The following is a 23,131-nucleotide window of genomic DNA, read 5'->3' as shown; positions in this document are numbered from 1 at the left end:
TCATTCAGATTTGCGGCGGAGCCTACTTACCGAGGCGCTTGTTCCGCATCGCGATCAGCTTCAAACGCAGCGCCTGAAGTTGAATGAAACCAGCGGCATCAGTTTGGTCATATGCGCCGGCATCTTCTTCGAAAGTTACATGGCTCTCGGAGTAGAGGCTGTGATCGGACCAACGACCAACGCAGCGCGCCAGACCTTTGTAAAGTTTCAGGCGAACCGTACCGGATACATGCTCTTGGGACTGGTCAATCGCGGCTTGGAGCATCTCGCGCTCTGGGCTGTACCAGAAACCGTTATAGATCAGCTCTGCATATTTCGGCATCAGCTCATCTTTGAGGTGCATGGCGCCGCGATCCATTGTGATGGATTCGATACCGCGATGCGCTTCGAGAAGCAGTGTGCCGCCAGGTGTTTCGTAGATCCCGCGGGATTTCATACCAACAAAGCGACCTTCAACAAGATCGAGGCGACCACAACCATGTTTGCCACCAAGCTCGTTCAGTTTGGTGAGGATCGTTGCAGGCGACATTGCTTCGCCATCGATCGCAACCGCATCGCCTTTTTCAAATGTGATCTCGACGAACTCTGGCGTGTTTGGCGCGTCTTCGGGATGCACCGTGCGTTGGTAAACATAATCGGGCGCGTCAATTGCCGGATCTTCAAGAACCTTACCTTCGGAAGACGTGTGCAGCAGGTTCGCGTCAACAGAGAAGGGCGCTTCGCCGCGTTTGTCTTTGGCGATCGGGATCTGGTGTGCTTCAGCAAATTCGATCAGCTTTGTACGGCTTTGCAGGTCCCACTCGCGCCAAGGCGCAATCACTACGATCTCTGGGTTCAGCGCATAAGCGGCAAGCTCGAACCGGACTTGGTCGTTGCCTTTGCCTGTTGCGCCATGGGAAACGGCATCCGCACCGGTTTGCTTGGCGATTTCAACAAGCCGCTTGGAGATGAGCGGGCGAGCGATGGACGTGCCGAGAAGGTAGAGACCTTCGTACTGCGCGTTGGCGCGGAACATCGGGAAAACAAAATCGCGAACGAATTCTTCGCGCAGGTCTTCGATAAAGATATTCTCTGGCTTTACACCAAGAAGCTCGGCTTTCTTACGTGCTGGCTCAAGCTCTTCGCCCTGACCAAGATCGGCAGTGAAGGTCACCACCTCGCAACCATATTCGATCTCAAGCCATTTCAGGATGATCGACGTATCAAGGCCTCCGGAATAGGCCAGAACAACTTTCTTGGGTGCAGTCTTTGGTGCGGACATTGAACTCTCCAAAATATGTATCGCGCTGGCGTTATCGGGTTTTTGACCAAAGGGCAAGTTTAGTGGCCGAAACAGTGCAAAAAACTATGTGGTTTGCTCTGCTTTCAGCAAATCAAAATCCATGTAGATCGGCAGGTGATCAGACGCGCGGTTGGAAAGCTCGCTTCGGTGAACGCCGGTATTGGTGACCTGAACATCGGAGGTCACGAGAAAGCGATCAAGCGGTGCAGTTGGAAGCGACGTGTGAAAGCTTGGCCCGGGTGTAATAACGTCGAGCGTTGGCGCAAAAATTCTACTCGCGGCACCAAGCTTGCGCCATTCGTTAAAGTCACCAGCGATGATTGTCGGAATGCGGGGGCAGCGTTTTAGATACTTCAGAATTGCCAAGGCTTGCTTCGCCCGCATGATGCGATGCAGAGCAAGATGAACACCGACAACATGAAATTTCTGCCCTGAGGCCGTTTCGAAAAAGACAGACACCGCGCCGCGCGGCTCAAGGGATGGTAGCTCGATACGTTCAACTTCTGTCACCACAACACCGGGGCGAAACAGAATAGCGTTGCCGTGCCAGCCGTGGCTTTTTACGCGCGTCGCAACGTCGGCAAACCTATATTTCAGGTCAGATGTAAGCATACCCAAAGGCAATGTGCCTTGCCGTGAGCCAAGCCGTTTGTCGACTTCTTGTCCGACGACGATATCGGGCTGCATTTCTTCCAGAACCGCCAATATCCGCTCCGGCTTGCGCTTCCAGTCGAGGCCGACGGACTTGCGAATATTGTAACTAACGATGCGCATTTGGTTCCTTCAAATAAATAGCGCGCGACCAAACAGAATGCGCCAGAGTTTCATGCGCTAAAATCGCTGCCCGACATAGATATAATAGTTCTGCACGTTATCATCATTGATCGCGACATCCGCCGAGAAATCGAGCGGGAACTTCCGGCTTAGCCGAAAGCGCAGCCCGACACCGCCAGCATAGCGCGCGCCGATATCTTCGCCATAGCTCGTTTCGCCCGTTCCCGCGCCTGCAAACGCGACAACGCCAAAGCGGTCGCCCAAGCGTTGGCGGATTTCAATTTGAGCGGAGGTCGCGCGCGGACCAAGAAACTGTGTTGGTGAGAAGCCGCGGAACCCGTCTCCCGCGCCGATCGAGCACTGGTCAAAGAATGGCGTCCCTTTCTCAGCGAAACACTGATAGAGCTTACCCGCGATAACGGTTTCTGTTGCAAGTTGCTGATAGCCTGAAAAGTAGAGGTTCCCTTTAGAAAAGCTACCACGGTCACTGTCAGTAAGCTCATTGGCGATGCTTGCCGTTAACCCGATCTTGGTGCCCGCACTCGGATAAATGTCGTCATTGGTCGTGTCTCGCTCAAGTTCTAGGCCAAGATTTGCGTATTCCATCGCAGTGTCCAGCCGTATTCCCCGGAGAATGCCTTGCTTGTTCGTTTGAAAAGAAACGGTTGTGTTCAAAATGCTTGCAAAGCCGGTGATCGAATAGTGCTCTGCGAACCCATGCCTAAGTTCGAGCCGCGCAAAGTCTCCGGTTTGCGTGATCGGAATAGGACCGAGAATGGTGTAAACATCATAATTAAGGTCGGCGGTCGCAATCGTTGCTCCTATAGTCCAACGATTTGAGTCCCATGCGTAGCTCGTGCTGGCGCCGAAGGCGGTACTTCCGTTCGTTGATTTAAAGCCACCAAGGCCAACATGTGATGTGTCGGAGCTTGGATCGTTCTGAAAGAGATAGGCGCCGCCCAATGCCAAGCCAGCTTCGATCAACGGGTTCTTGAACGGGATTGGCGCAAGAACAAACGAACCATCGGAAATTCCATACTTGTCGTTTTCAGGGATGATTTTGGGAGTTTCAGACGCCGCAAGGCACATCGGCGTGGCCGCTAGGCCGGTGGCAAGCAGTAGTTTTCTAAGATGGCGGATCGCTCGGGAATCTACTGTCATTAGCTGTCCTGAATGCTTTTTCTGAAGGCTTAATCAATTTGCGCGCTGTTTGCACTGTCTTTGATGCCTCGTTTTTTTGCAAGTCATGCGTAGATGGCTTTGAACTGTACTATCTCACGCGAGATTATTGATCTGAGCTTTTGTCGTGGCTACGGTTGGCCCACAGGGACGGAGAAATGCGAACATGACTGATGAAACGAGGGCGGCACAACCGCTGCCCGACATAGGAGAGGTCACACTTTCGGAGCTACTAACAGCGCTGAAAACGGGCTGGCAGGATTTTAAAAGAGCGCCGTTGTTCGGCTTGTTCTTCAGCAGCGTTTATGTGGTGTGCGGGCTTTTACTAAGTCTATTAGGCGCGAGCACATTTTATTGGACGCTCGTTCTGTCGCTCGGGTTTCCGCTGGTAGCGCCTTTCGCCGCCGTGGGATTGTACGAAGTTAGCCGACGGATTGAAGAAGGCGAGCCGCTCAAATGGTCTGAGGTTCTGGGTGTTGTGTGGCGAGAGCGTGGCCGCCAAGCGCCGTGGATCGGTGCAATTCTGGTCATTATCTTTCTATTCTGGAGCTTCTTTGCGCATATGTCGCTGGCTCTGTTTTTGGGGAACATGACGCTCATCAACATCAGCAGCTCGTGGGAAGTATTTCAGAGCCCCATGGGAGCTATGCTTATTGTCTTTGAAATTGTGACAGGCGGGATTGTGGCGTTTCTGGTTTATGCGCTTACGGTTGTGTCGCTTCCTTTGTTGCTCGACAAGGAGCTGGATTTCGTTACGGCGATGATAATCTCGGCAAAGACTGTCGCACTCAATAAACGAACGCTGATAATCTGGGCGATGATTATTGCGGTCCTTCTGTTTGTCGCGATGATTCCGATGTTCTTGGGCTTGTTGGTTGTCCTTCCGGTCCTTGGTCATGCAACTTGGCATCTCTATCGACGTGCCTTGTATTTTCCTTCGTCGTAGGTTGTCTTGGGGAGATACTGTGCCCCTTTTTGATCGGCGAGGATTCGCGATGTCGGAATTTTCAGAGAACGCGCGCTATGCAACGAAAGCAATGCGCTCCCTTTTCCAAGCGACGCCGCTTCAGCGGAATGACCACCTGTCCAAGAAGTTCGATGCAAACATTTGGCTCAAACGTGAGGATTTGAGCCCCGTTCGGAGTTACAAAATCCGCGGTGCGTTTAATGCGATGTCGAAAGTTTTAAAGGCGTCGCCAGATCAATCGTTGTTTGTCTGTGCAAGTGCTGGCAACCATGCCCAAGGTGTTGCGTATGTTTGCCGCCATTTTGGAGTGAAAGGCGTTATTTTCATGCCTGTCACCACACCACAGCAGAAAATTCAAAAGACCAAAGTCTTTGGCGGCGACGCTATCGAGATTAGGCTTGTCGGCGACTATTTTGATGAAACGCTCGCCGCATCACAGGAATATTGCAAGCAAGCAGGGGGCCATTTCCTTGCTCCATTTGATGATGCTGATGTTATTGAAGGTCAGGCGAGCGTTGCGGTTGAAATGCTCGAAGAGCTTGGCGGCGCACCTGACGTATTGGTTGTGCCTGTGGGCGGTGGCGGATTGTCTGCTGGTTTGCTGTCTTATCTCCGAACCGAAGCGCCAGACGTATCGTTAACCTATGTGGAGCCTGAGGGTGGCCGAAGTTTGCGCGAAGCGCTTGAATTTGGTGAGCCCACCACGCTCCCCGAAGTTGATAATTTTGTCGACGGCGCGGCCGTGGCTCGCATTGGCTCGCTGACATTTGAGGCGCTTAAGGGTATTTCAGCGGACGATGTTCTCGCTGCGCCTGAAGATAGGATCTGTACAACAATTCTCGAGATGCTGAATGTTGAGGGCGTTGTGCTCGAACCAGCGGGCGCACTTTCCATCGATATTCTGCCTGACATTGTGGAGCAGATCCGAGGTAAAACCGTGGTTTGCGTAACTTCTGGTGGAAACTTTGATTTTGAGCGACTGCCCGAAGTCAAAGAGCGCGCGCAAAGGTACCTTGGCCTAAAGAAGTACTTCATTCTTCGGATGCCCCAACGCCCCGGAGCGTTGAAAGAGTTTTTGCATCTTCTCGGGCCGGATGACGACATTTCCAGATTTGAGTATCTCAAGAAATCCGCCCGCAACTTTGGTAGTGTATTAATCGGGATTGAAACCAAAAATGCAGACGACTTCCCTGGTTTGTTTGCGCGGCTTGAGGAAGCAGGGTTTGCCTATCGCGATATCACAGCGGATCAGATTTTGGCGGAATTCTTGATCTAAGCTGCGAGTTCGGCCTGCTTCTTTTCAAACACCGAGCGAGATTGCTCGTATGTCTCGAAGAGGGCCGCGAGATTGAATGATTGCCCATGCCCTTCAGAGGCGGCCTTTTCCCCGCTTTGACAAAGAATAGCCATCGCACGAAACCCAAGATTAAGCGCGCTACCCTTTAGGAAGTGCAGATCATCTTCGAGGTTTTCGCGCCCGTTCTTGGATTTAAGCCGCGCGATTACTTCATCCGCCTCTTCCAAAAACAGCTCGGCAACTTCATCAAAATCATCCGCGCCAACCTCTTCCCGAAGTTCCAGAACTCGGTCCCAATCGATCATCCAGCGCTTCCTTTTTGTTTCACTTACCCCGCTAAGGTAGCGGCGATAGCGTTAATGAATCGTTGATCGATCTAACCTGTTTCAGACAATTTTAGCTTTCATGGATTGTTAATGGCGCCGTGCCAGATTCGGCCTGAACAAAGCCGGAGCGCAATTAGCATGCTGCAAAATCCGAATAGTTTTCTCGGAGCGTCAATGGCGCCCGCTGACGGAGATCAAGTGATCCAACAGATCCTTGTTGTCGACGACAGTCGTGCGCAAAGGCGGGTACTGAGCAAGATTCTATCGCGCTGGGGCTTCTCCGTGTTGGAGGCGGTCTCAGGCGCACAAGCGCTCGAGATCATCAAGTACTACCGTGTTGATCTTGTATTGAGCGACTGGATGATGCCAGAGATGACGGGTGTTGAATTTTGTAAAAAATTCAGAGCGTTGGAGCGTGATCACTACGGTTATTTCATCTTGCTGACCTCCAAGAGCGAGAAAGGCGAGGTTGCGCACGGGCTTGAAGTTGGGGCTGATGATTTTCTTACAAAACCCGTCGCATCGAATGAGCTTAGAGCAAGAATTACCGCGGGCGCGCGTGTGTTGCGAATGGAGCGGGAGCTTACTGAAAAGAATGCGCTTGTAACCAACACGCTTTCCGAGATGTCAGAGCTGTATGAAACCCTCGACAGAGACCTAATTGAAGCGAAAAAACTTCAGCATTCTTTGGTGCGCGAACGGTTCAAGGAAATGGGGGATACTCAGGTTTCTTTGCTCCTGCGGCCGGCTGGCCATGTCGGTGGTGATCTCGTAGGGCAGTTTCCTATAGATGACGAAAACTTGGGTCTGTTTGCTGTTGATGTATCCGGCCACGGGATAACGTCTGCACTCATTACCGCTCGGCTTGCGGGTTTTTTGTCTGGAGCAGCGCCGGAACAGAATGTAGCGCTGAAGAAGAAGGGCAAAAAATACGCAGCAGAGGCCTTGGAGAAAGTCGCCGAACAGCTAAACCGGCTTTGCATGCAGGAGTTTGAAACCGAACACTATTTCACCCTTCTGCTTGCCACCATCAACACCAAAACCGGAGAGGTTAGCTTCGTTCAAGCAGGGCACCCGCACCCGGTAATACAGAGAGCGAATGGCAACATTGAATACCTCGGAAGTGGCGGTAATCCCGTTGGGCTGCTTGAGGATGTTAGCTACGAGCAAGTGACATTTCATCTGCAAGATGGGGATCGATTGCTCATTCTTTCAGACGGGTTTACGGAGTGTCCAAACCCACATGGCGAGCTGCTTGAAGAAGAGGGGCTCGAACATTTGTTGCATGACATTTCGGCCATTCGTGGCCCTGACGCTTTAGAAAGCCTTGTACTCGGACTTCAGAATTTTGCAGGTGATGTCGAATTTCCGGACGATGTTTCTGCGATCATGGTCGAATTCAACAAAACGGATTAACAAAACATTGAGTTCACAAAATAGCGGTCACCGTCGTTTCCGAGGATAACCGCGGCCTCCTCTGGTGAGACCCATTGAACTGAATGAAATTCTTCCAGCGGGTCATGGAGCGCATACACTGGGGTTGCCGAGAATATGTGGCAAAGCTTTTCCGCCCACATATCGTATTCCGGCATGAACACAAATCTGCGAAATGTCCCAAGGTGACGGGGATTTGATATCTTCCAGCCTGTCTCTTCCTTTACCTCGCGATGAAGTGCGGCAATCGCGTTTTCGCCGGGATCAATGCCTCCACCCGGCAATTGAAATTCGACGTAAGGTTTGGATTGTAACGTCACAAGAAGCCTGTTTTCACGGGCAAGTATGGCGTAAGCACCGGGGCGCAAGCGGTATGTTTGCCCCTTTAAGGGCGGCTCGCCAAATCGTCTAATCATCTTCGCACCCCTTGGACTGTGACTTGCTCCTCTTATATAGTCGCGGTAAGCCAACGCAACGCGCGTAAGGAATCTTCATGACACTTGCTAATAAACTCGCTTGGGACGACACGGTCCTGCCATTTCAACTTGATCGTGCTGACGTTCGTGGGCGCGTTGCCCGACTAGACGGCGTGTTGGACTCTGTACTTGAGCAACACGACTATCCGCCAGTCATTGAGGCGCTGATTGCAGAGATCACATTGCTCACGGCGCTTATCGGCCAAACGATCGATCTTCGCTGGAAGCTCTCCTTGCAAGTTCGCGGAAATGGAGCGGCGCGCATTCTGGCGACCGATTATTATGGACCGACAAAAGAAGGCGAACCCGCCCGCATTCGGGCATACGCAAGCTTTGACAAAGAGCGCCTCGATGAGAACGCACCTGGATTTGAGCAGATCGGCAAGGGCTACTTTGCAATTCTGATTGATCAAGGCGATGGGATGAAACCCTATCAGGGGATCACGCCAATCGCGGGCGGATCGCTTGCGGCTTGTGCGCAAACATATTTCGCCCAGTCAGAACAGCTACCAACTCGGTTTGAGCTTACCTTTGGGCGTTCGACTGAAAAGGATGGCGATGAAAGCTGGCGTGCTGGCGGGATGATGCTACAGCACATGCCAAAAGCCTCGCCGTTTGCAAAATCCGAAGATGGTGGAGATGAGCAGGGCTTGCTGACCGCTTCGGACCTTCTATCGGACGACGAAGAAGACAATTGGAATCGCGCGAATATCCTGCTTGATACAGTTGAAGCGCTCGAAATGATCGGCCCTTCGGTCGCGCCAACGGAGTTGCTCGTTCGCTTGTTCCACGAGGAATCACCGCGTGTTTTTGATGCACAGCCAGTTACATTTGGCTGCACGTGCTCGGAAGAGCGTGTTCGGAACAGCTTGTCGATCTACTCGGCGAAAGATTTGGAGCACATGACAACGGAGAAGGGTGAAATTACCGCCGACTGTCAATTCTGCGGCAAACATTATGTGCTCGACCCTGCGACCGTTGGAAAAGACGCGGTTGCTGGCGGCGGTGATGACAACTAAAGCGACGCTTCATAAGCTTTGTTCGGTGGCTTCCGATGCGGAGTCATCGGACTTTGATTTGCATCCGGAATTTAAACTTCCCGAAAACCGGAAATTGCGCGAAGCAGCAGTCCTTGTGCCGATTATCGACACTGAAAGCGGCCCATCGCTTATCCTGACCAAACGAGCGTCCCATCTTAAACACCACCCTGGACAGATCGCGTTTCCCGGCGGAAAGCGGGACCAGGGAGACAAAGATCTGACGGCGACAGCGCTCCGAGAGGCGCGCGAGGAAATCGGATTGGCGCCGGAAAACGTTGATGTCGTCGGTGTGGTTTCTGCGCATGAGACGGTCACCGGTTTCACTGTTTCGCCGATTTTGGGCTATGTTAGAGACGAATTTGTTCCACAGGCCGAACAGGGAGAGGTGGCGGAAATATTTCGTGTTCCGCTTGCGCATGTCCTGAACCCAGATCGTTTCACAATTGAGTCGCGGTTCTGGCGTGGCGTTGAGCGGAAGTATTATGTCGTGCCATACGGGCCCTATTATATCTGGGGCGCAACCGCTCGTATCTTGCGGCGGCTTGCCGAGGCAGCGCAGTCATGAGACTTGAGGGAGACTGGATCGACGCGCCCGAAGTCCAGCGCTGCTGCACCGCGATAGAAGATGCAGGTTTTCGCGCGTTTCTGGTTGGGGGGTGCGTTCGCAACGCCATCCTCAACGCGCCGATTAACGATATTGATATCGCAACCGATGCAACTCCGGATCAGATCCTGAGTCTGGCCAAGCGCGCTAACATTCGCGCAGTGGCGACAGGATACGATCACGGGACAATCACGCTGGTTGTGGGCGGTGCGCCTGTCGAGGTGACGACCTTCCGGCGCGATGTTGAAACCGACGGACGGCGCGCAGTCGTCGCCTATTCCAAAGATATCCACGACGATGCCCGCCGCCGCGATTTTACGATGAATGCAATCTATGCAACCCGCAGCGGCGAAATTGTTGATCCATTGAACGGATTGCCAGACCTTCTTGCGCGGAGGGTTCGGTTCATCGAAGACCCAGACCAGCGCATTCAAGAGGACTATCTGCGGATACTTCGGTTTTTCCGGTTCTTCGCCTGGTATGGCGAGCAATCGGAGGGCTTGGATTCAGAGGGTTTGGCGGCCTGCGCAGAAAATTTAGCCGGAATAGAGACGCTTGCAAAAGAACGGGTTGGCGCAGAGATGCTGAAGCTTCTTGCCGCACCTAACCCATCTCAGGCCATTGCGAGCATGGAACAAAGTGGTGTTCTTGCGCAGATACTTATCGGCGCCACGGGCCGTTTCTTGCCTTTGCTGATCCACAATGAGCAAAGCGTCGAAGTAAGTGCAGACCCAATGAGGCGGCTCGCAATTCTTGGTGGCGAGGACGTAAAGAATGCACTTCGGCTGAGTAATGCCCATTCAAAGACGTATGACATTCTTCGCTTTGAACTTGAGCACACGACAACCCCTATCGCGCTGGGCTATCGCTACGGGGCGGATGTCGGGAAAAGCGTACTATTGCTTCGTGCAGCACAGTTCGAAGCGCCAGTTTGCGCGACAGACATTCAAGACGTGGAACGCGGGGCGCATGCGGAGTTTCCCGTGAAGGCAGCGGATTTAATGCCGGCGCTACAGGGTGCAGAGCTTGGCAATGCACTGAAAAACCTCGAGCAAAAATGGCTCGAGTCAGGGCTCAAACTGACGCGCGATCAACTTTTAGACGGTCACAGCTAATAATCCACCAAGCTGGGTTTCGCTCCGTAATCGACTGCCCTATCGTGAGCGGGACTCATCGCCATATTTATTTCGCGCCGCTCGACCGCGTTATGCTTGCTGTCTGTACTGGCGCTCGCCGTGATTTCCAAGAAGGCCCTATTGTGTTGTTAAAGAATTTGATCGACCCCTTTGCGCCCGTATCCGTTGCGCCTCCGCAAACGCTTGCCCGGTTTATGAGGTGGTGCCTTGCTGGAAGTCAGAAAGTTTTGCTTTCGGCGGGTTTTGTCTCTGCGCTTTCCGGAATAATCGAGGTCACAACGGCGGTTTTCCTCGGGATGGTGATCGACGCCGCTCTTGCCAGTTCGCCGGAGGCCTTTTTCTCTGGGAATATGGTGTTGTTGCTTGCAGGGCTGGTGTTTCTCATTGTTTTGCGGCCAATGTTCTTTGGCATTTCGGCCTATCTGCAATCTGTGATCATGGCGCCTGATATCTTCACGCAGACCCTATCCCGCCTTAATCGTTGGACTTTGGGGCAAACGGTCTCGTTTTTTGACAACGATTATGCAGGGCGTATCTCACAAAAACAGATGCAGGCCGCCGGATCTTTGACCGAGATTGTTGTCGAGACTCTCAACACTTTGGTGTTCGCGCTCGCGTCGATAATTGGCGCGCTTTACGTTATGTCGACCGTGGATTTCCGCGTCTCACTGATTTTCTGTGTGTGGCTCGCCGCGTATTTTCTTTTCTTGCGATATTTCCTTCCGCGCATTCGCGTTAAGGCGCGTTCAAGAGCAGGGGCACGGACTGGCGTGACCGGCCAGATTGTCGATACGATCACCAACATTAAAACGGTGAAGCTCTTTGCGCACGCTGATCACGAGGAGCGCGCGGCGACAGACGCCATGCAAGAGTTCCGCCAGCGGGCACGGCAGTTTGGCGTTCTTGCTTCGGCTTTTCGCTATGGCCTGATGGTTATCGCGGGTGTTTTGCCTGTCTTGATTGTCGGGGCTTCGCTCTATTTCTGGACGAAAGGCTCCGCTTCCGCAGGAGATATCGCCACAACCGGTTCGCTCGCGATCCGCTTTGCGCAGATGACAGGTTGGGTTTCGTTTACGCTGATGGGAATTTTCTCTCATATTGGCGAGGTCGAGGATGGAATGGGAACGCTTACAGTGCGTCCCGCCCTCGTGGACAGCTCTGATGCCGACACGCTTACCGTCAGCAAGGGCGAGATTCACTATGATCAAGTGAGTTTTGCCTATGGCGGCGAAACCGGCGGCATAACAGAGACAGATTTGCTCATTAACTCGGGAGAGAAGCTTGGAATCGTAGGCGCTTCTGGAGCAGGGAAATCTACGCTGGTTTCCCTATTGTTGCGGCTCTATGACCCCGAACGTGGCCGCGTGTTGATTGATGGCCAAGACGTTTCAAAAGTGACGCAAAAAAGTTTGCGGCGTCAGATCGGAATGGTCACGCAGGAAACCGCGATGTTCAACCGCTCTGCGCTTGATAACATTCTTTACGGTCGACCGGACGCCTCGCATGAGGAGGTAATAAGCGCCGCCAAACGCGCAGAGGCGCATGATTTCATCAAGGAGCTTGAGGATTTCAAAGGTCGCCGCGGGTATGAGGCATTTCTTGGGGAACGGGGCGTTAAGTTGTCCGGTGGGCAAAGGCAACGTATTGCTCTGGCTCGCGCTATTTTGAAAGATGCGCCGATACTCGTGCTTGATGAGGCGACATCCGCGCTCGATTCCGAGGTTGAGGCCGCGATCCAAACCGCGCTTGAAAATGTGATGGGTGGCAAAACCGTGCTGGCAATTGCGCACCGACTTTCAACGATTGCGCAGATGGATCGAATAATTGTGCTTGAAAACGGAAGGATCGTCGAGCAAGGAACCCATGCCGAACTTCTTGAACGCAATGGGCGCTATGCGACATTCTGGGAGCGACAGTCCGGCGGGTTCATCGGCATCGAGGAGGCAGCAGAGTGAAGGTAACAATCGAGCGGCTTGGCCATCTTGGAGACGGCATTGCCGAGGGCCCTGTGTTCGTTCCGATGGCTTTGCCTGGCGAAGTTGTCGAGGGAGATGTCGAAGGCGGTAAAATGGCCGCGCCGCGTATTCTGGAGCCGTCGTCGGATCGGGTAAAACCGCCGTGCAGCCATTACAAGTCGTGCGGTGGGTGTAGCCTGATGCATGCCTCGGATGCATTTGTGGCGAATTGGAAGCAAGATGTGGTGCGTCGCGCCTTGGAAACTCATGGCCTAACGGCGGAGTTCCGGCCCATTCAAACATCCCCGCCGCAATCTCGCCGCCGCGCTGGCTTGGCCGGAAAGCGGACCAAGAATGGTGCGATGATTGGGTTCCACACACGGGCATCAGGAATAATCATTGAGATCCCAAACTGTAAGCTGCTCGAGCCGGCGGTGAAGGAATCAATTCCCGCGCTTGAGGCGCTAACTATTGCCGGAACCTCGCGCAAGGCAGAGATCAGCTTTACCGTAACACAAACGCTCGGCGGGGTTGATGTTTTGGCGCAAGGCGGCAAACCGCTGGACGGGCCGCTTCGGATTGAGCTTGCTGGTATCGCGAACCAATTTGGTTTGGCGCGGTTGACGTGGGAAGACGAGCTGGTTTGCGAAATATACGCTCCGGTCCAAGAGTTCGCGGGCCACAGGGTGACTCCCCCCGCGGGGACCTTTCTTCAGGCCACCAAAGATGGCGAAAACGCGCTGGTTTCAGCTGTGTTAGAGACTGTTTCCGGTGCAGAGAAGGTATTGGATTTGTTCTCTGGATGCGGCACGTTTTCATTGCCAATTGCGGAACAGGCGGAAGTCCGTGCGGTTGAGGGCGAGGCCTCTATGCTAACCGCACTTGATCAAGCATGGCGATTTGGCAAAGGGCTGAAACACCTAACAACAGAGGCGCGCGATCTCTTTCGGAGACCGCTATTGCCCGATGAGATCAAAGGCTTTGACGCGATTGTCATCGACCCGCCGCGCGCGGGAGCAGAGGCTCAAATCGCAGAGATAGCGGCATCGAATGCGAGGCTGGTGTCCATGGTGTCTTGCAATCCGGTCACCTTCGCACGAGACGCGCAAACACTGGTCGGTGCAGGGTTTGAGATTGGCTTTGTTCAGGTTGTCGATCAATTCCGCTGGTCACCACATGTCGAGATCGCCGCGTCATTTTTGCGTAGGTAACGAATCCCTGATTTTCTAATGGCGCAATTTGCGCTATAGTCAGGCTAATAAAAATCAATGAGCAGTACAGTAACGGGCAGTAAAATGCGGGCAATCCTAATTGTCGCCATCACGGCGATTTCATTCGTTCTTTCCGGTTGTGGCGGAATGAAGCCTTATAACGGGCCAGAAGTCACACGGATTCTTGTCTATAAAGAAGATCGCAAGATGTTCTTGATGCACCATGACAAGGTGCTGAAGTCTTATGATATTCACCTTGGCTTTGAGCCGGTCGGACATAAGCAATACGAAGGTGATGGGAAGACTCCTGAGGGCAGCTATCTTATCAACCGTCGAAATCCGAACAGTGATTTCTATCTTTCAATCGGTATGTCTTATCCGAACACCGTTGATGTTCAGCGTGCGCGTGCCGTCGGCAAAAGCGCTGGTGGGGATATCTTTATTCACGGCGAAAGCCCTGACCCACGCTATAAAAACAAGAAAGACTGGACGTGGGGGTGCATCGCCGTCACCGATAAGGAGATGGAAGAGATTTACCCAATGGTGAATCTAGGCACCGTAATCTCGGTTTACCCTTAGATCAGGCGACTTAGAGATAATTCAGGAGTTACCGGCAATTCCGCGCGGCTTGCCGGTGACTAGCGTCCACCAGATTTTGCCGTTGTCTTCCTGATACCAAGCAAAGCCCATTTCATTTGCAGCCGGATCCATAATCACGGCGCGCGTATCTGGCTGCTCCATCCAAGCGGCTAGAGTTTGAAGTTCGGTTTCATATGTTTCCGAAATTACTTCGCCAGCCAGCGTACCGTTGTATCCTGTGCGCGCAACGCGATCGAGCGGGGAGGAACCATCAGAGCCAAAGTGCCATGGGCGGTTTTGTACAGACATATCGCGAGAATGGGTCGCTGCGGCGGCGGTGAGTTTGGAATCAAGCTCAAGGGGCTGCGCGCCGGCGGCCTCACGTAACACATTCACCGAATCCAGAACGGCGAACTGAACCTTGCCACTACTTGCGCTCGGGACTCGGTAAACTTTTGGGAGTGGCCGACCATAAGAATCGACGGTTGGCGCAGTGGATGTTGGCTCGCAAGCGGCCAATGCAATCATCGCGGAAACGGACAGAGCAATAAATTTGTTCATTTTAATATCCCAAAAGTGCTACATTATCCTCTTTAACGACAGAAACGTTGCGGTTCAAACCCACACAAGCGGGTTTCGGCCAAATGACGATTCTTTGAATTGCGACTGCGTCTTTCGCGCCATAATGTGCTGTCTGACTCGCTGTCGCGATAGATGAAGGAATTCCAGATGTCTGCATCAAAATCATTTAAATATAGCCGCCGCCGCTTTCTCGGAACTTCTGTTGCACTTGCAAGTGGGCTTGCAATGCCCGCAATCGCTCGTGATTCTTCCGGAGATATTGTTTTTGAACAAGCCCAGCCGCGCAATGACGTACGCCATAATATTTCGAGCTTCCGTTCGCTTGATTGGCGCCCTTATTTCAGCAACACCCGAAATGGTGCGATCCTTGTGGATGTGTCGTCCCGTGCGCTGCATTTCTGGTCTGACGATCAGTCGATCTACAAGCTGTATCCGACCTCTGTTCCGATCTCCGAAGATCTTACACGCCGCGGGCGTACTAAGGTGATCCGTAAAGTTGAGGGTCCAAGCTGGGCTCCGACACCAGCGATGAAGAAGCGTAATCCAGAGTGGCCGGACTTCATTCCGCCTGGCCCGACCAACCCTCTTGGAACACACGCGCTCTATTTGACTTGGACCTATTACCGTATCCACGGCACGCAAGACACGCGCAAGATCGGCCGTAAGTCGTCAAACGGCTGTATTGGCCTGTACAACGAAAACATTGCAGAGCTCTATGCGCTGACCAAGAACGGCACGCAGGTTCTGATTATCTAATCGGAATGCTTTATTATTAGGTTTTGAATGCGGGCAGGTCTTTCCTGACCGTTTCTATGTCCAGCCTTGGAGGTTCTCTTTGATGATCGCGGTAAGCGCTTTGATATGCGCGGGCTGCTCATTCAGGCAGGGAATGTACGTAAAGCTTTCACCGCCGGCCTCTTCGAACGCTTCTTTGATCTCTTCGTTGATTTCCTCGAGTGTCTCGATGCAGTCGGCAGAGAACGCAGGTGCAATCACCGCGATGTTCTTTTTGCCGGATTCAGCAAGGCGCGCGACCTCTTCAACGGTATAGGGCTTGAGCCATTCTTCGGGGCCAAACCGAGATTGAAAAGTGGTTACAATCTTGTCCTTGTCCCAGCCCAGCGCCTCGCGAACCAGTCGAGTGGTTTTCTGGCATTGGCAATGATAGGGATCGCCTTGTGTCAGGTAGCGTTCTGGCATGCCGTGATACGACGCAACGAGCAAATCAGGCTCTGTTTCGAGGTTTTCGTAAGCGTCGCGGATGGACCCAGCGAGAGCGTCGATATATTGCGGATGGTCAAAATAGGCGGGAACTGTTCGCACCGATGGTTGCCAAGGTTTATCGGCAAGCGCGGCGAAAAACGCATCATTTGCTGTTGCGGTCGTTGCGCCCGCATATTGCGGATACAGCGGGAAGAAAAGGATCTTGTCACAGCCTTGTTCGATCAAAGCGGCGACCTTGGATTTTGTTGATGGGTTCCCGTACCGCATGCAGAAATCGACAACTACGTCGCCACCAAACTCAGTCTCTAACGCAGCGGAAATTGCGTTTGTTTGGGCCTTTGTGATTGTCATCAACGGGCTTTCGCCGAGATCATGATTCCAGATGCTTTTGTAAGCCGCGCCGGATGAAAACGGGCGTTTGCTCAAAATGATGCCCTGTAGAATGGGCTGCCACTTCCATGCAGGGTAATCGATGACACGCTGGTCAGAGAGAAACTCCGACAGGTATCGGCGCATCGACCAATAATCGTAGTTGTCGGGCGTGCCGAGGTTTGCGATCAAAACACCGATTTTCGGCGTTGGAAGGCTGGGGTGATTGGCTGGTTTCATACTGGCGATCCTGTTGCGCTCGGGCTTAGGGTTGTGTCTTGGCGGAGCTATTCGGAATGGTCAACTCCGACGTGCCAAGGGCATCTGCTAGTCTTGTGGTTGCTGAACCGGGGCGCAGTGGTTTCTGCTGGCTTTCATCTGGTGCCCATCCGGTTAGATAGACAATTTCAAATGTGGCTCTAATGCGCCCTGATTCACTCGGAAAATGGGTCGCATAGGTTTCAACGATCTTCTCGATTTGCGAGCGGGTAAGTGGTTTTTTGTGGCGCTGGGCCAATGCGTTGCCTTCGCCCATATGTCGCAGGTCATGCATAAGTCGCACCGCGTCGGAATAGGTCACAGTTTTGACGGCGGAGTCCGCGACAGGGAGTGCGAAGCCAGCGCGCTGGAGTAGGCCGCCGAGGTCACGAATTTCGGCCATCGGAGCAACGCGAGGAGAAATGCCCCCAGTCGTTGCGCTTTCGACCTCTGCCAAAACGCTGCGGAGTTCCGCGAGGGTTTGTCCGCCAAACATCGCGCCGATGAACAATCCATCAGGCTTGAGAGCACGGCGAGACTGAACAAGCTGGCCCACGGGATCATTCGCCCAGTGAAGACAAAGCGCGTGGATCACGAGGTCATGGGCTTCTTGTTCAAGTGAAAGAACGTCTGTGTCGCTGATAATCTTGGCGTTCGGGAAACACTCGCGCCAAATTTCGGGGAAAGCGGTCACGATGGCCGGGTTTGTAAACCTTCTGTTAACCTCAGTAAGTCTTTCCTGAATTTCATCAGCCGTATCGAGCTGAAGAAACAGCGCGTCGTGCTGCGCGCGGGCGCGGTGCAATTCGAGCGCTTTTCTTTCGGTAAGCTCTGGTGGCTGGTTATTCATTCTGTGTCCTTTGTTCGGCGCAATTTAGAAAGGTTTTAAAGGAATGCAAAGGCTTCTCCGAGCGGTCTTTCCGCCGCAGTGTATTGGCTGTGGTGACATGGTGGAGTCTGAAGGGGCACTCTGTGGCCCGTGTTGGCGCGATACACGCTTTATTACTGGGGTCGTTTGCGATTGTTGCGGGTCTCCGTTGATGGGCGAGGTTGTCGAGGGAGAAACACTATATTGTGATGAGTGTCTGGAGGGCCGACGCGTCTGGGACAGGGGGCGCGCGGCGTTTCTCTATAAGGATACAGGTCGCAAGCTTGTTCTGGCACTGAAGCACGGGGATCGACTTGATGTTGTGAAGCCAGCCGCGGAATGGATGTCGCGCGCAGCAGAAGAGATTGTGGATGATGACACGATTGTTGCGCCCATTCCTTTGCATTGGACACGGTTTATGAAGCGCCGCTTTAACCAATCCGCTCTTCTTTCCAAAGAAATTGCAAACAACCTGCACCTTGAGCATGTGCCCGAGTTGCTTCGACGCGTGAAGCGCACCCAGAGCCTTGAAGGACAAACCGCTGGCAAACGGCGCAAGACACTGAGCAACGCGATCATGCCGCATCCCAAATATTGGCAGCGCATGGAGGGGCGGTCGGTGCTTTTGGTTGACGATGTTTTGACGACGGGAGCGACGATCAACGCCGCAGCACGCGCCTGCATTGCATCATTGGCGAGCGAAGTGAACGTTATCGCACTAGCGCGCGTTGAAAGAGACGGCTAAATCTCCATATATGCACCGACCAAGTAACAGGATCTGAGATGCAAACTGTAGAGATATACACCACACAAACATGCGGCTTCTGCCACGCGGCAAAGCGGCTTTTGAACAGCAAGTCGGTAAGCTTTGTTGAATTTGACGTTTCACGCGACCCCGCGTTGCGCCAAAAAATGACACAACGCGCCAACGGCGGGCGGACTGTTCCACAGATATTTGTGGGCGATACGCATGTTGGCGGATGCGATGACCTTTATGCATTGGAGCAGCGCGGCAAGCTTGACGCATTGCTGGCTGGGTAATCATGCGGGTCGGGCTTTGCCAGCTGAACTCCACGGATTCACCCAAAGAGAATCTGCCCGTTATTCTCGGTATGATCCGCGAGGCGGCCGAGAAGGGCGCGGAGTTCGTGCTGACGCCCGAAGTGTCCAACTGCGTCTCTAATTCGCGCAAGCATCAGCAGGCAGTGCTAAGTTTTCAAAGCGAAGACGAAACGCTTGCGGCGATCCGGAACGAGGCAGCGACGCTCGGCATTTGGATACTCATCGGCTCGCTCGGGATTAAGTTGGAAGACGAGGGCCGCTTTGCCAATCGGTCTTTCCTGATCTCTCCAACAGGCGAGATCACGGCGAGCTATGACAAAATCCACATGTTCGATGTCGAGCTTTCGGAGGCGGAAACTTACAAAGAAAGCGCGGGATACCGTCCTGGCGAAGATGCGGTCGTTGCAGAAACACCTTTCGGCAACGTTGGAATGACGGTTTGTTATGACGTGCGCTTTCCACAGCTTCACAGAGCCTTGGCCGAAGCTGGCGCGCAGATCATCACGCAGCCCGCGGCCTTTACAACTGTTTCGGGTGAGGCGCATTGGCATGTTTTGCTTCGTGCTCGGGCGATTGAAACGGGATGTTTCGTATTGGCGCCAGCGCAATGTGGCAGCCATAGCCAGCAAGACGGGTCAGAGCGCAGAACTTATGGACATTCGCTCGTGGTATCGCCATGGGGGGAGGTGCTTGCGGATGCAGGCGAAGACCCTGGCGTGATGATTGTTGACATCGACCTTGCGGAGGTTGAAACAGCTCGACGAAAAATTCCCTCGCTAAAAAATGCTCGGGCGTTTAAAAAACCGTCATGACCGATCAACACAATTCCCTTGCGATTTCGCTGTTTAGCGAGATTTTCATGGCTGATCAGCTTGCGCGCAACAGGCTGGGAAAAGCTTTGCCTAAGGGAATGGAGCTATCGCATTTTTCGGTTTTGAACCACCTGATGCACGTAAGTAGCGAACGCACGCCCGCGCAGTTGGCAAAAGCCTTTTCGGTAACGCGTGGGGCGATGACCAACACGCTCTCAAAACTAGAGGCGGCAGGGCATGTTCATATCCGCCCCGATTGGGACGATGCACGGCGCAAGTTCGTAGCAATTAGCCCATCCGGTCGGCGCGCCTGTGAGGCGGCATTGACTGCTATTGCACCGGCGGTTGCCAGCGTGGTTGGTGATATCGGGTCGGATAAGGTGCGTTCGATATTACCTGTGCTGCGCGAACTGCGCGTGCGCTTGGCGGAAAACTAGGCTGGTTTAACGCTTGCGGTGACGTAATTCACCGAGAGATCACGATCAGAAATCGACCAACTCCATGTAATCGGATTAAAGACAAACCCCTTGCGGTCTACGGGTCTTAGGCTTGCCCCTTCAATGAGTTGATAGAGTTCGTCGGGCGTAATGAATTTATTCCATTCATGTGTACCCTTTGGCAGCCAGCGCATGATGTGTTCTGCTCCGATGATCGCCATCGCGAAGCTTTTCGGGTTGCGGTTAATTGTGCTGCACAACATCAGGCCACCCGGGTTGAGAAGCGTTTGGCAGGCGGTCAGAAAACCTTGTGGATCAGCCACATGCTCCACGACTTCCATATTGAGCACGACATCAAACCGTTCTCCCTCATCCGCGATCGCTTCTGCTGTTGTGTTGCGATAGTCGATCTCAAGCCCTTGCGATTGTGCATGAACCTGCGCAACGGGAATATTGCCCGCGGCCGCATCCGCGCCCACAACCGTTGCCCCAAGCCGCGCCATAGGTTCGGACAAAAGCCCGCCACCGCAACCAATATCGATGATCCGCAGCCCTTCAAACGGTTTGTTGGTCGTTAGATCGCGGTCAAACTCTGCTGCGATTTGCTGTGTGATGTAATCAAGCCGACAGGGATTGAGCATATGAAGCGGCTTGAACTTCCCGTTCGGATCCCACCACTCTGCCGCCATGGCTTCGAACTTCGCGACTTCTTGCGGGTCGATTGTGTTGGTTTCTGTTGTCATCTGATCCTCACAGGTTGGTGGCGATTTGTCATGGGCAAGCCAGCTACTCCCCCTATATAGTAATTGCATGGACAGAATCTCACGCCAAAACAGCGCATCCGACTATCTTTTTTCGGCAATTGAACCGTTTCATCGGCAAATGCTTGATGTTGGTGACGGTCATGAAATCTATGTTGAGCAATGCGGCAACCCGCTGGGGATGCCTATTGTGGTGTTGCACGGCGGTCCTGGCGGCGGTTGTTCGCCCATGATGCGCCGGTTTTTCGATCCGGCAATCTATCGAGTGATCCTGTTTGATCAACGGGGGTGTGGGCGCTCGCGTCCCAATGCATCGGTCGAGGCCAACACGACGTGGCATCTTGTTGAAGATATTGAGAAAATCAGAGAGCACCTTGGCATAAGCCGCTGGATCGTTTTTGGCGGAAGCTGGGGCGCAACGCTTGCGCTTGTTTATGCCGAAACCCATCCTGCCGCGGTGGCGCATTTGGTATTGCGCGGAGTTTTCCTTGCTACGCAGAGGGAGCTTGATTGGTTCTATGGTGGCGGTGCCGCGCGGTTTTATCCCGAGGTTTGGCATTCGTTCGAAGAGCTGATTCCCGAAGATGAGCGCGGTGATATGATCGCGGCATATAACAAACGTTTGTTCTCTGGTGATCGCGCGGTAGAGACGCGATACGCGCAATCATGGGCTGCGTGGGAAAATGCGCTTGCCTCGGTTACCTCGAATGGCCGCTCCATGACACCGCCAGCGGATTACGCAAGAGCGTTTTCGCGGCTTGAGAACCATTACTTCCTCAATAAAGCGTTTCTATCTGAGGATGGGTATATTCTTCAAAATGTTGAAAAGATTAAGCATATTGGTGTTTCAATCGTGCAAGGCCGTCAAGATATGGTTTGCCCTCCCGAGGCAGCACAGGCGCTTGCCGCGCGTCATCCAAAGTGTGACCTGACGATGGTTCCGGTTGCGGGGCATGCAATGTCAGAGCCGGAAATCACCCGCGCGTTGATCCAAATTACAGACCGCCTCACCTTTCAGAAAGCTGAACTCCATCTGTAGCACGGCTTGATTTGCTGCTCTGTGTCTCGCAAGCTTTCAAAAGCCAACATCGGGAGGAAGCTATGAGTGACTCAAACGACGATGCCGCCAAAACTCCAGAGATCGAACCTGTTGAGAACGGCCCGCTTCGCGTGAAGGGGGAATTGAACCTCGTCGGAGCGGACGCCGAAGGAAAGAGCGTGATGTTTCTTTGTCGGTGTGGGAACAGCAAGAACAAGCCATTTTGCGACGGCAGCCACAAGAAAACGGGGTTTTCTTCAGAGCGCGGTAAACCTGCGGGCCGAGATCGGTTGGTCCCGTTTGAGGGCGAAGAGATCGTAGTTTACTTTAACCCGATGCTTTGTGCCCATGCTGCGGAATGTAATCGTATCGCTGCCCATGTGTTTGACGCCAAGAAGCGGCCATGGATTGAGCCGGATAAAGGAACCCGTGAAGAGATCGAAGCGGTGATTGCCGGATGTCCGTCCGGCGCGCTGACTATGGCAGCGAAAGGCGAAGATCCAACGCACCTAGTGCCCGATGGGCCGCGTGTGACTGTCGAGAAAAATGGCCCGTATTGGGTTGCGGATGTGGAGCTGAAATCCCCCAAACAGGGCGAGGGCATGTCAGAGCGGAAATATGTTCTTTGTCGCTGCGGTCGGTCCGGAAACAAGCCATTCTGTGACGGTACGCATCGTGATATCGGTTGGGTTGCTGAATAGAGACAGTCGCTGGCAATGTTTGCGCACCCATTGATTTGATCGGTGTTGAGGTCGATTCAGTTTCCATTGATTTAGAAATTTTTGGGAGTGGCCGTAATGGGGCAGTCGGTTTGGTTCTGGAATGCTATTGCGAAAAATTACGCAAAGTCGCCTATTACAAATGAAGCTGCGTACCAACATAAGCTCAAAACGACCCAAAGCTATCTCACACCAGAGATGGACGTTTTGGAAATTGGCTGTGGTACGGGGTCAACGGCGATTGTTCATGCGCCGTTGGTGCGCTCGTATCTCGCCACCGATTTTTCTGACAAGATGTTGGCAATTGCCAAGAAAAAGGTGCGTGCAGCAGGGCTGTCCAATCTTACGGTCGACAAGCTTGATATTGATGCCATGGGATATGAACCCAACAGCTTTGATGCGGTTCTGGCGATGTCGATTCTTCATTTGCTGCCCGATTACAAGCAGGTCGTGAAGCAGCTCTATGAGGTGGTGAAGCCAGGCGGCTTTCTTATCTCGAGCACAGTTTGTATGTCGGAGATCAATGGCTTGCCGGGTATCTTTGGCAACACGATTGTACCCGCATTGAGCAAAATCAATCTGATGCCGCCAGTTCAGCGGTTTGATAAACCCGAGTTGGAAGCGAGCTTTACCGAGGTTGGATTTGCGCTTGATCACGTCTGGCAGCCAAAGCGTGGCGAGGCAGTGTTTATCGTCGCGCAGAAGCCCGTAAAATAGCTGAGTCTATTTGGGCCTTGTAG

At 53.2% G+C, this 23,131-nt stretch carries 26 protein-coding genes; 17 read left to right on the top strand and 9 right to left on the bottom strand.

From position 1 onward, the window contains the following. Positions 1–22 precede the first annotated feature (22 nt). The 3 genes from OU789_RS13705 to OU789_RS13695 form a co-directional block, all read right to left on the bottom strand. Positions 23–1,261, bottom strand: a complete 1,239-nt coding sequence (locus OU789_RS13705; protein ID WP_274656084.1) for an argininosuccinate synthase — start codon at positions 1,259–1,261, stop codon at positions 23–25. A gap of 84 nt (positions 1,262–1,345) precedes the next feature. Continuing rightward, entirely contained in the window at positions 1,346–2,056 is a 711-nt protein-coding gene (locus tag OU789_RS13700) for an endonuclease/exonuclease/phosphatase family protein (RefSeq protein WP_274656083.1), read from the bottom strand. Between the two features lie 57 nt (positions 2,057–2,113). Then, positions 2,114–3,217 (bottom strand): hypothetical protein, encoded by a 1,104-nt coding sequence (locus OU789_RS13695; protein ID WP_274656082.1) that lies wholly within the window; start codon positions 3,215–3,217, stop codon positions 2,114–2,116. Positions 3,218–3,401: 184 nt separating this feature from the next. Here OU789_RS13695 and OU789_RS13690 point away from each other — a divergent pair, with 184 nt between their 5' ends. Continuing rightward, the gene (locus OU789_RS13690) at positions 3,402–4,181 is read left to right on the top strand and encodes a DUF2189 domain-containing protein (protein WP_274656081.1); all 780 of its coding nucleotides are present in this window, start codon (positions 3,402–3,404) and stop codon (positions 4,179–4,181) included. Positions 4,182–4,230: 49 nt separating this feature from the next. Beyond that, a complete protein-coding gene (ilvA, locus tag OU789_RS13685; RefSeq protein WP_274656080.1) occupies positions 4,231–5,478 on the top strand; it encodes a threonine ammonia-lyase IlvA in 1,248 nt (415 codons plus the stop codon). On the opposite strand, the gene OU789_RS13680 is transcribed toward ilvA, so the two are convergent. After that, positions 5,475–5,804, bottom strand: coding sequence for an Hpt domain-containing protein (locus OU789_RS13680; RefSeq protein ID WP_274656079.1), 330 nt, complete (start codon positions 5,802–5,804; stop codon positions 5,475–5,477). The genes ilvA and OU789_RS13680 overlap by 4 nt on opposite strands. A 195-nt stretch (positions 5,805–5,999) precedes the next feature. Between OU789_RS13680 and OU789_RS13675 the strand changes: the two genes are divergently transcribed. Next, positions 6,000–7,241, top strand: coding sequence for a PP2C family protein-serine/threonine phosphatase (locus OU789_RS13675; RefSeq protein WP_274656078.1), 1,242 nt, complete (start codon positions 6,000–6,002; stop codon positions 7,239–7,241). Here OU789_RS13675 and OU789_RS13670 read toward each other — a convergent pair. After that, positions 7,238–7,675, bottom strand: a complete 438-nt coding sequence (locus OU789_RS13670; RefSeq protein WP_274656077.1) for an NUDIX hydrolase — start codon at positions 7,673–7,675, stop codon at positions 7,238–7,240. The two genes, OU789_RS13675 and OU789_RS13670, sit on opposite strands and share 4 nt — an antisense overlap. A 77-nt stretch (positions 7,676–7,752) precedes the next feature. On the opposite strand from OU789_RS13670, the gene hslO reads away from it, so the two are divergent. From hslO to OU789_RS13640, 6 genes are all read left to right on the top strand, one after another. Next, a complete protein-coding gene (hslO, locus tag OU789_RS13665) occupies positions 7,753–8,754 on the top strand; it encodes an Hsp33 family molecular chaperone HslO (RefSeq protein WP_263954514.1) in 1,002 nt (333 codons plus the stop codon). Further along, positions 8,744–9,340 carry a CoA pyrophosphatase gene (locus OU789_RS13660; RefSeq protein ID WP_263954513.1) on the top strand — a complete coding sequence of 199 codons (597 nt, stop codon included), beginning with the start codon at positions 8,744–8,746 and terminating at the stop codon, positions 9,338–9,340. Before hslO ends, OU789_RS13660 begins: the two co-directional genes overlap by 11 nt. After that, the gene (locus OU789_RS13655) at positions 9,337–10,494 is read left to right on the top strand and encodes a CCA tRNA nucleotidyltransferase (protein WP_274656076.1); all 1,158 of its coding nucleotides are present in this window, start codon (positions 9,337–9,339) and stop codon (positions 10,492–10,494) included. The genes OU789_RS13660 and OU789_RS13655 overlap by 4 nt, the downstream gene beginning before the upstream one ends. Positions 10,495–10,637: 143 nt before the next feature. After that, positions 10,638–12,470, top strand: coding sequence for an ABC transporter ATP-binding protein (locus OU789_RS13650; protein ID WP_274656268.1), 1,833 nt, complete (start codon positions 10,638–10,640; stop codon positions 12,468–12,470). After that, positions 12,467–13,681, top strand: a complete 1,215-nt coding sequence (locus OU789_RS13645; protein WP_274656075.1) for a class I SAM-dependent RNA methyltransferase — start codon at positions 12,467–12,469, stop codon at positions 13,679–13,681. The genes OU789_RS13650 and OU789_RS13645 overlap by 4 nt, the downstream gene beginning before the upstream one ends. Before the next feature lie 84 nt (positions 13,682–13,765). Continuing rightward, positions 13,766–14,260, top strand: coding sequence for a L,D-transpeptidase family protein (locus tag OU789_RS13640; protein WP_446719189.1), 495 nt, complete (start codon positions 13,766–13,768; stop codon positions 14,258–14,260). A 21-nt stretch (positions 14,261–14,281) separates the two neighbouring features. Here the strand turns inward: OU789_RS13640 and OU789_RS13635 are convergent, their stop codons facing one another. After that, complete coding sequence (locus tag OU789_RS13635) at positions 14,282–14,821, bottom strand: CAP domain-containing protein (RefSeq protein WP_263954508.1); 540 nt, start codon at positions 14,819–14,821, stop codon at positions 14,282–14,284. A gap of 168 nt (positions 14,822–14,989) precedes the next feature. Between OU789_RS13635 and OU789_RS13630 the strand changes: the two genes are divergently transcribed. Continuing rightward, positions 14,990–15,598, top strand: coding sequence for a L,D-transpeptidase (locus OU789_RS13630; RefSeq protein ID WP_263954507.1), 609 nt, complete (start codon positions 14,990–14,992; stop codon positions 15,596–15,598). Between the two features lie 54 nt (positions 15,599–15,652). Here OU789_RS13630 and hemH read toward each other — a convergent pair whose 3' ends face one another. Both hemH and OU789_RS13620 read right to left on the bottom strand, forming a co-directional pair. Further along, positions 15,653–16,675 (bottom strand): ferrochelatase, encoded by a 1,023-nt coding sequence (gene hemH / locus OU789_RS13625; RefSeq protein ID WP_274656073.1) that lies wholly within the window; start codon positions 16,673–16,675, stop codon positions 15,653–15,655. A gap of 25 nt (positions 16,676–16,700) precedes the next feature. Beyond that, on the bottom strand, positions 16,701–17,543 hold the full coding sequence (locus tag OU789_RS13620) for a methyltransferase domain-containing protein (RefSeq protein ID WP_274656072.1): 843 nt from the start codon (positions 17,541–17,543) through the stop codon (positions 16,701–16,703). A 43-nt stretch (positions 17,544–17,586) separates the two neighbouring features. Here OU789_RS13620 and OU789_RS13615 point away from each other — a divergent pair, with 43 nt between their 5' ends. Genes OU789_RS13615 through OU789_RS13600 form a run of 4 tightly spaced genes read left to right on the top strand, consistent with a single transcriptional unit; the run spans position 17,587 to position 19,872 of the window. Then, a complete protein-coding gene (locus OU789_RS13615; RefSeq protein ID WP_274656071.1) occupies positions 17,587–18,306 on the top strand; it encodes a ComF family protein in 720 nt (239 codons plus the stop codon). A gap of 38 nt (positions 18,307–18,344) precedes the next feature. Beyond that, complete coding sequence (gene grxC, locus OU789_RS13610) at positions 18,345–18,602, top strand: glutaredoxin 3 (RefSeq protein ID WP_263954503.1); 258 nt, start codon at positions 18,345–18,347, stop codon at positions 18,600–18,602. Between the two features lie 2 nt (positions 18,603–18,604). Beyond that, positions 18,605–19,435, top strand: a complete 831-nt coding sequence (locus tag OU789_RS13605) for a carbon-nitrogen hydrolase family protein (protein ID WP_274656070.1) — start codon at positions 18,605–18,607, stop codon at positions 19,433–19,435. After that, on the top strand, positions 19,432–19,872 hold the full coding sequence (locus OU789_RS13600; protein WP_274656069.1) for a MarR family winged helix-turn-helix transcriptional regulator: 441 nt from the start codon (positions 19,432–19,434) through the stop codon (positions 19,870–19,872). The genes OU789_RS13605 and OU789_RS13600 overlap by 4 nt, the downstream gene beginning before the upstream one ends. Here the strand turns inward: OU789_RS13600 and ubiG are convergent. Then, positions 19,869–20,615 (bottom strand): bifunctional 2-polyprenyl-6-hydroxyphenol methylase/3-demethylubiquinol 3-O-methyltransferase UbiG, encoded by a 747-nt coding sequence (gene ubiG / locus OU789_RS13595; protein WP_274656068.1) that lies wholly within the window; start codon positions 20,613–20,615, stop codon positions 19,869–19,871. The two genes, OU789_RS13600 and ubiG, sit on opposite strands and share 4 nt — an antisense overlap. A gap of 67 nt (positions 20,616–20,682) precedes the next feature. Here ubiG and pip point away from each other — a divergent pair, with 67 nt between their 5' ends. The 3 genes from pip to OU789_RS13580 all read left to right on the top strand — a co-directional run bounded on the left by pip (position 20,683) and on the right by OU789_RS13580 (position 23,108). After that, on the top strand, positions 20,683–21,672 hold the full coding sequence (pip, locus tag OU789_RS13590) for a prolyl aminopeptidase (protein WP_274656067.1): 990 nt from the start codon (positions 20,683–20,685) through the stop codon (positions 21,670–21,672). A gap of 62 nt (positions 21,673–21,734) precedes the next feature. Beyond that, entirely contained in the window at positions 21,735–22,373 is a 639-nt protein-coding gene (locus tag OU789_RS13585) for a CDGSH iron-sulfur domain-containing protein (protein ID WP_274656066.1), read from the top strand. A 96-nt stretch (positions 22,374–22,469) separates the two neighbouring features. Then, positions 22,470–23,108: a class I SAM-dependent methyltransferase gene (locus tag OU789_RS13580; protein WP_274656065.1), complete on the top strand. Its 639-nt coding sequence runs from the start codon at positions 22,470–22,472 to the stop codon at positions 23,106–23,108. Positions 23,109–23,131 lie beyond the last annotated feature (23 nt).

Origin of the sequence: Halocynthiibacter sp. C4, from assembly GCF_028823805.1 — a bacterium.
Lineage (GTDB): Bacteria > Pseudomonadota > Alphaproteobacteria > Rhodobacterales > Rhodobacteraceae > Falsihalocynthiibacter > Falsihalocynthiibacter halioticoli.
The sequence above is the reverse complement of the archived record's forward strand: the minus strand, read 5'-3'. Positions and strand labels throughout refer to the sequence as shown.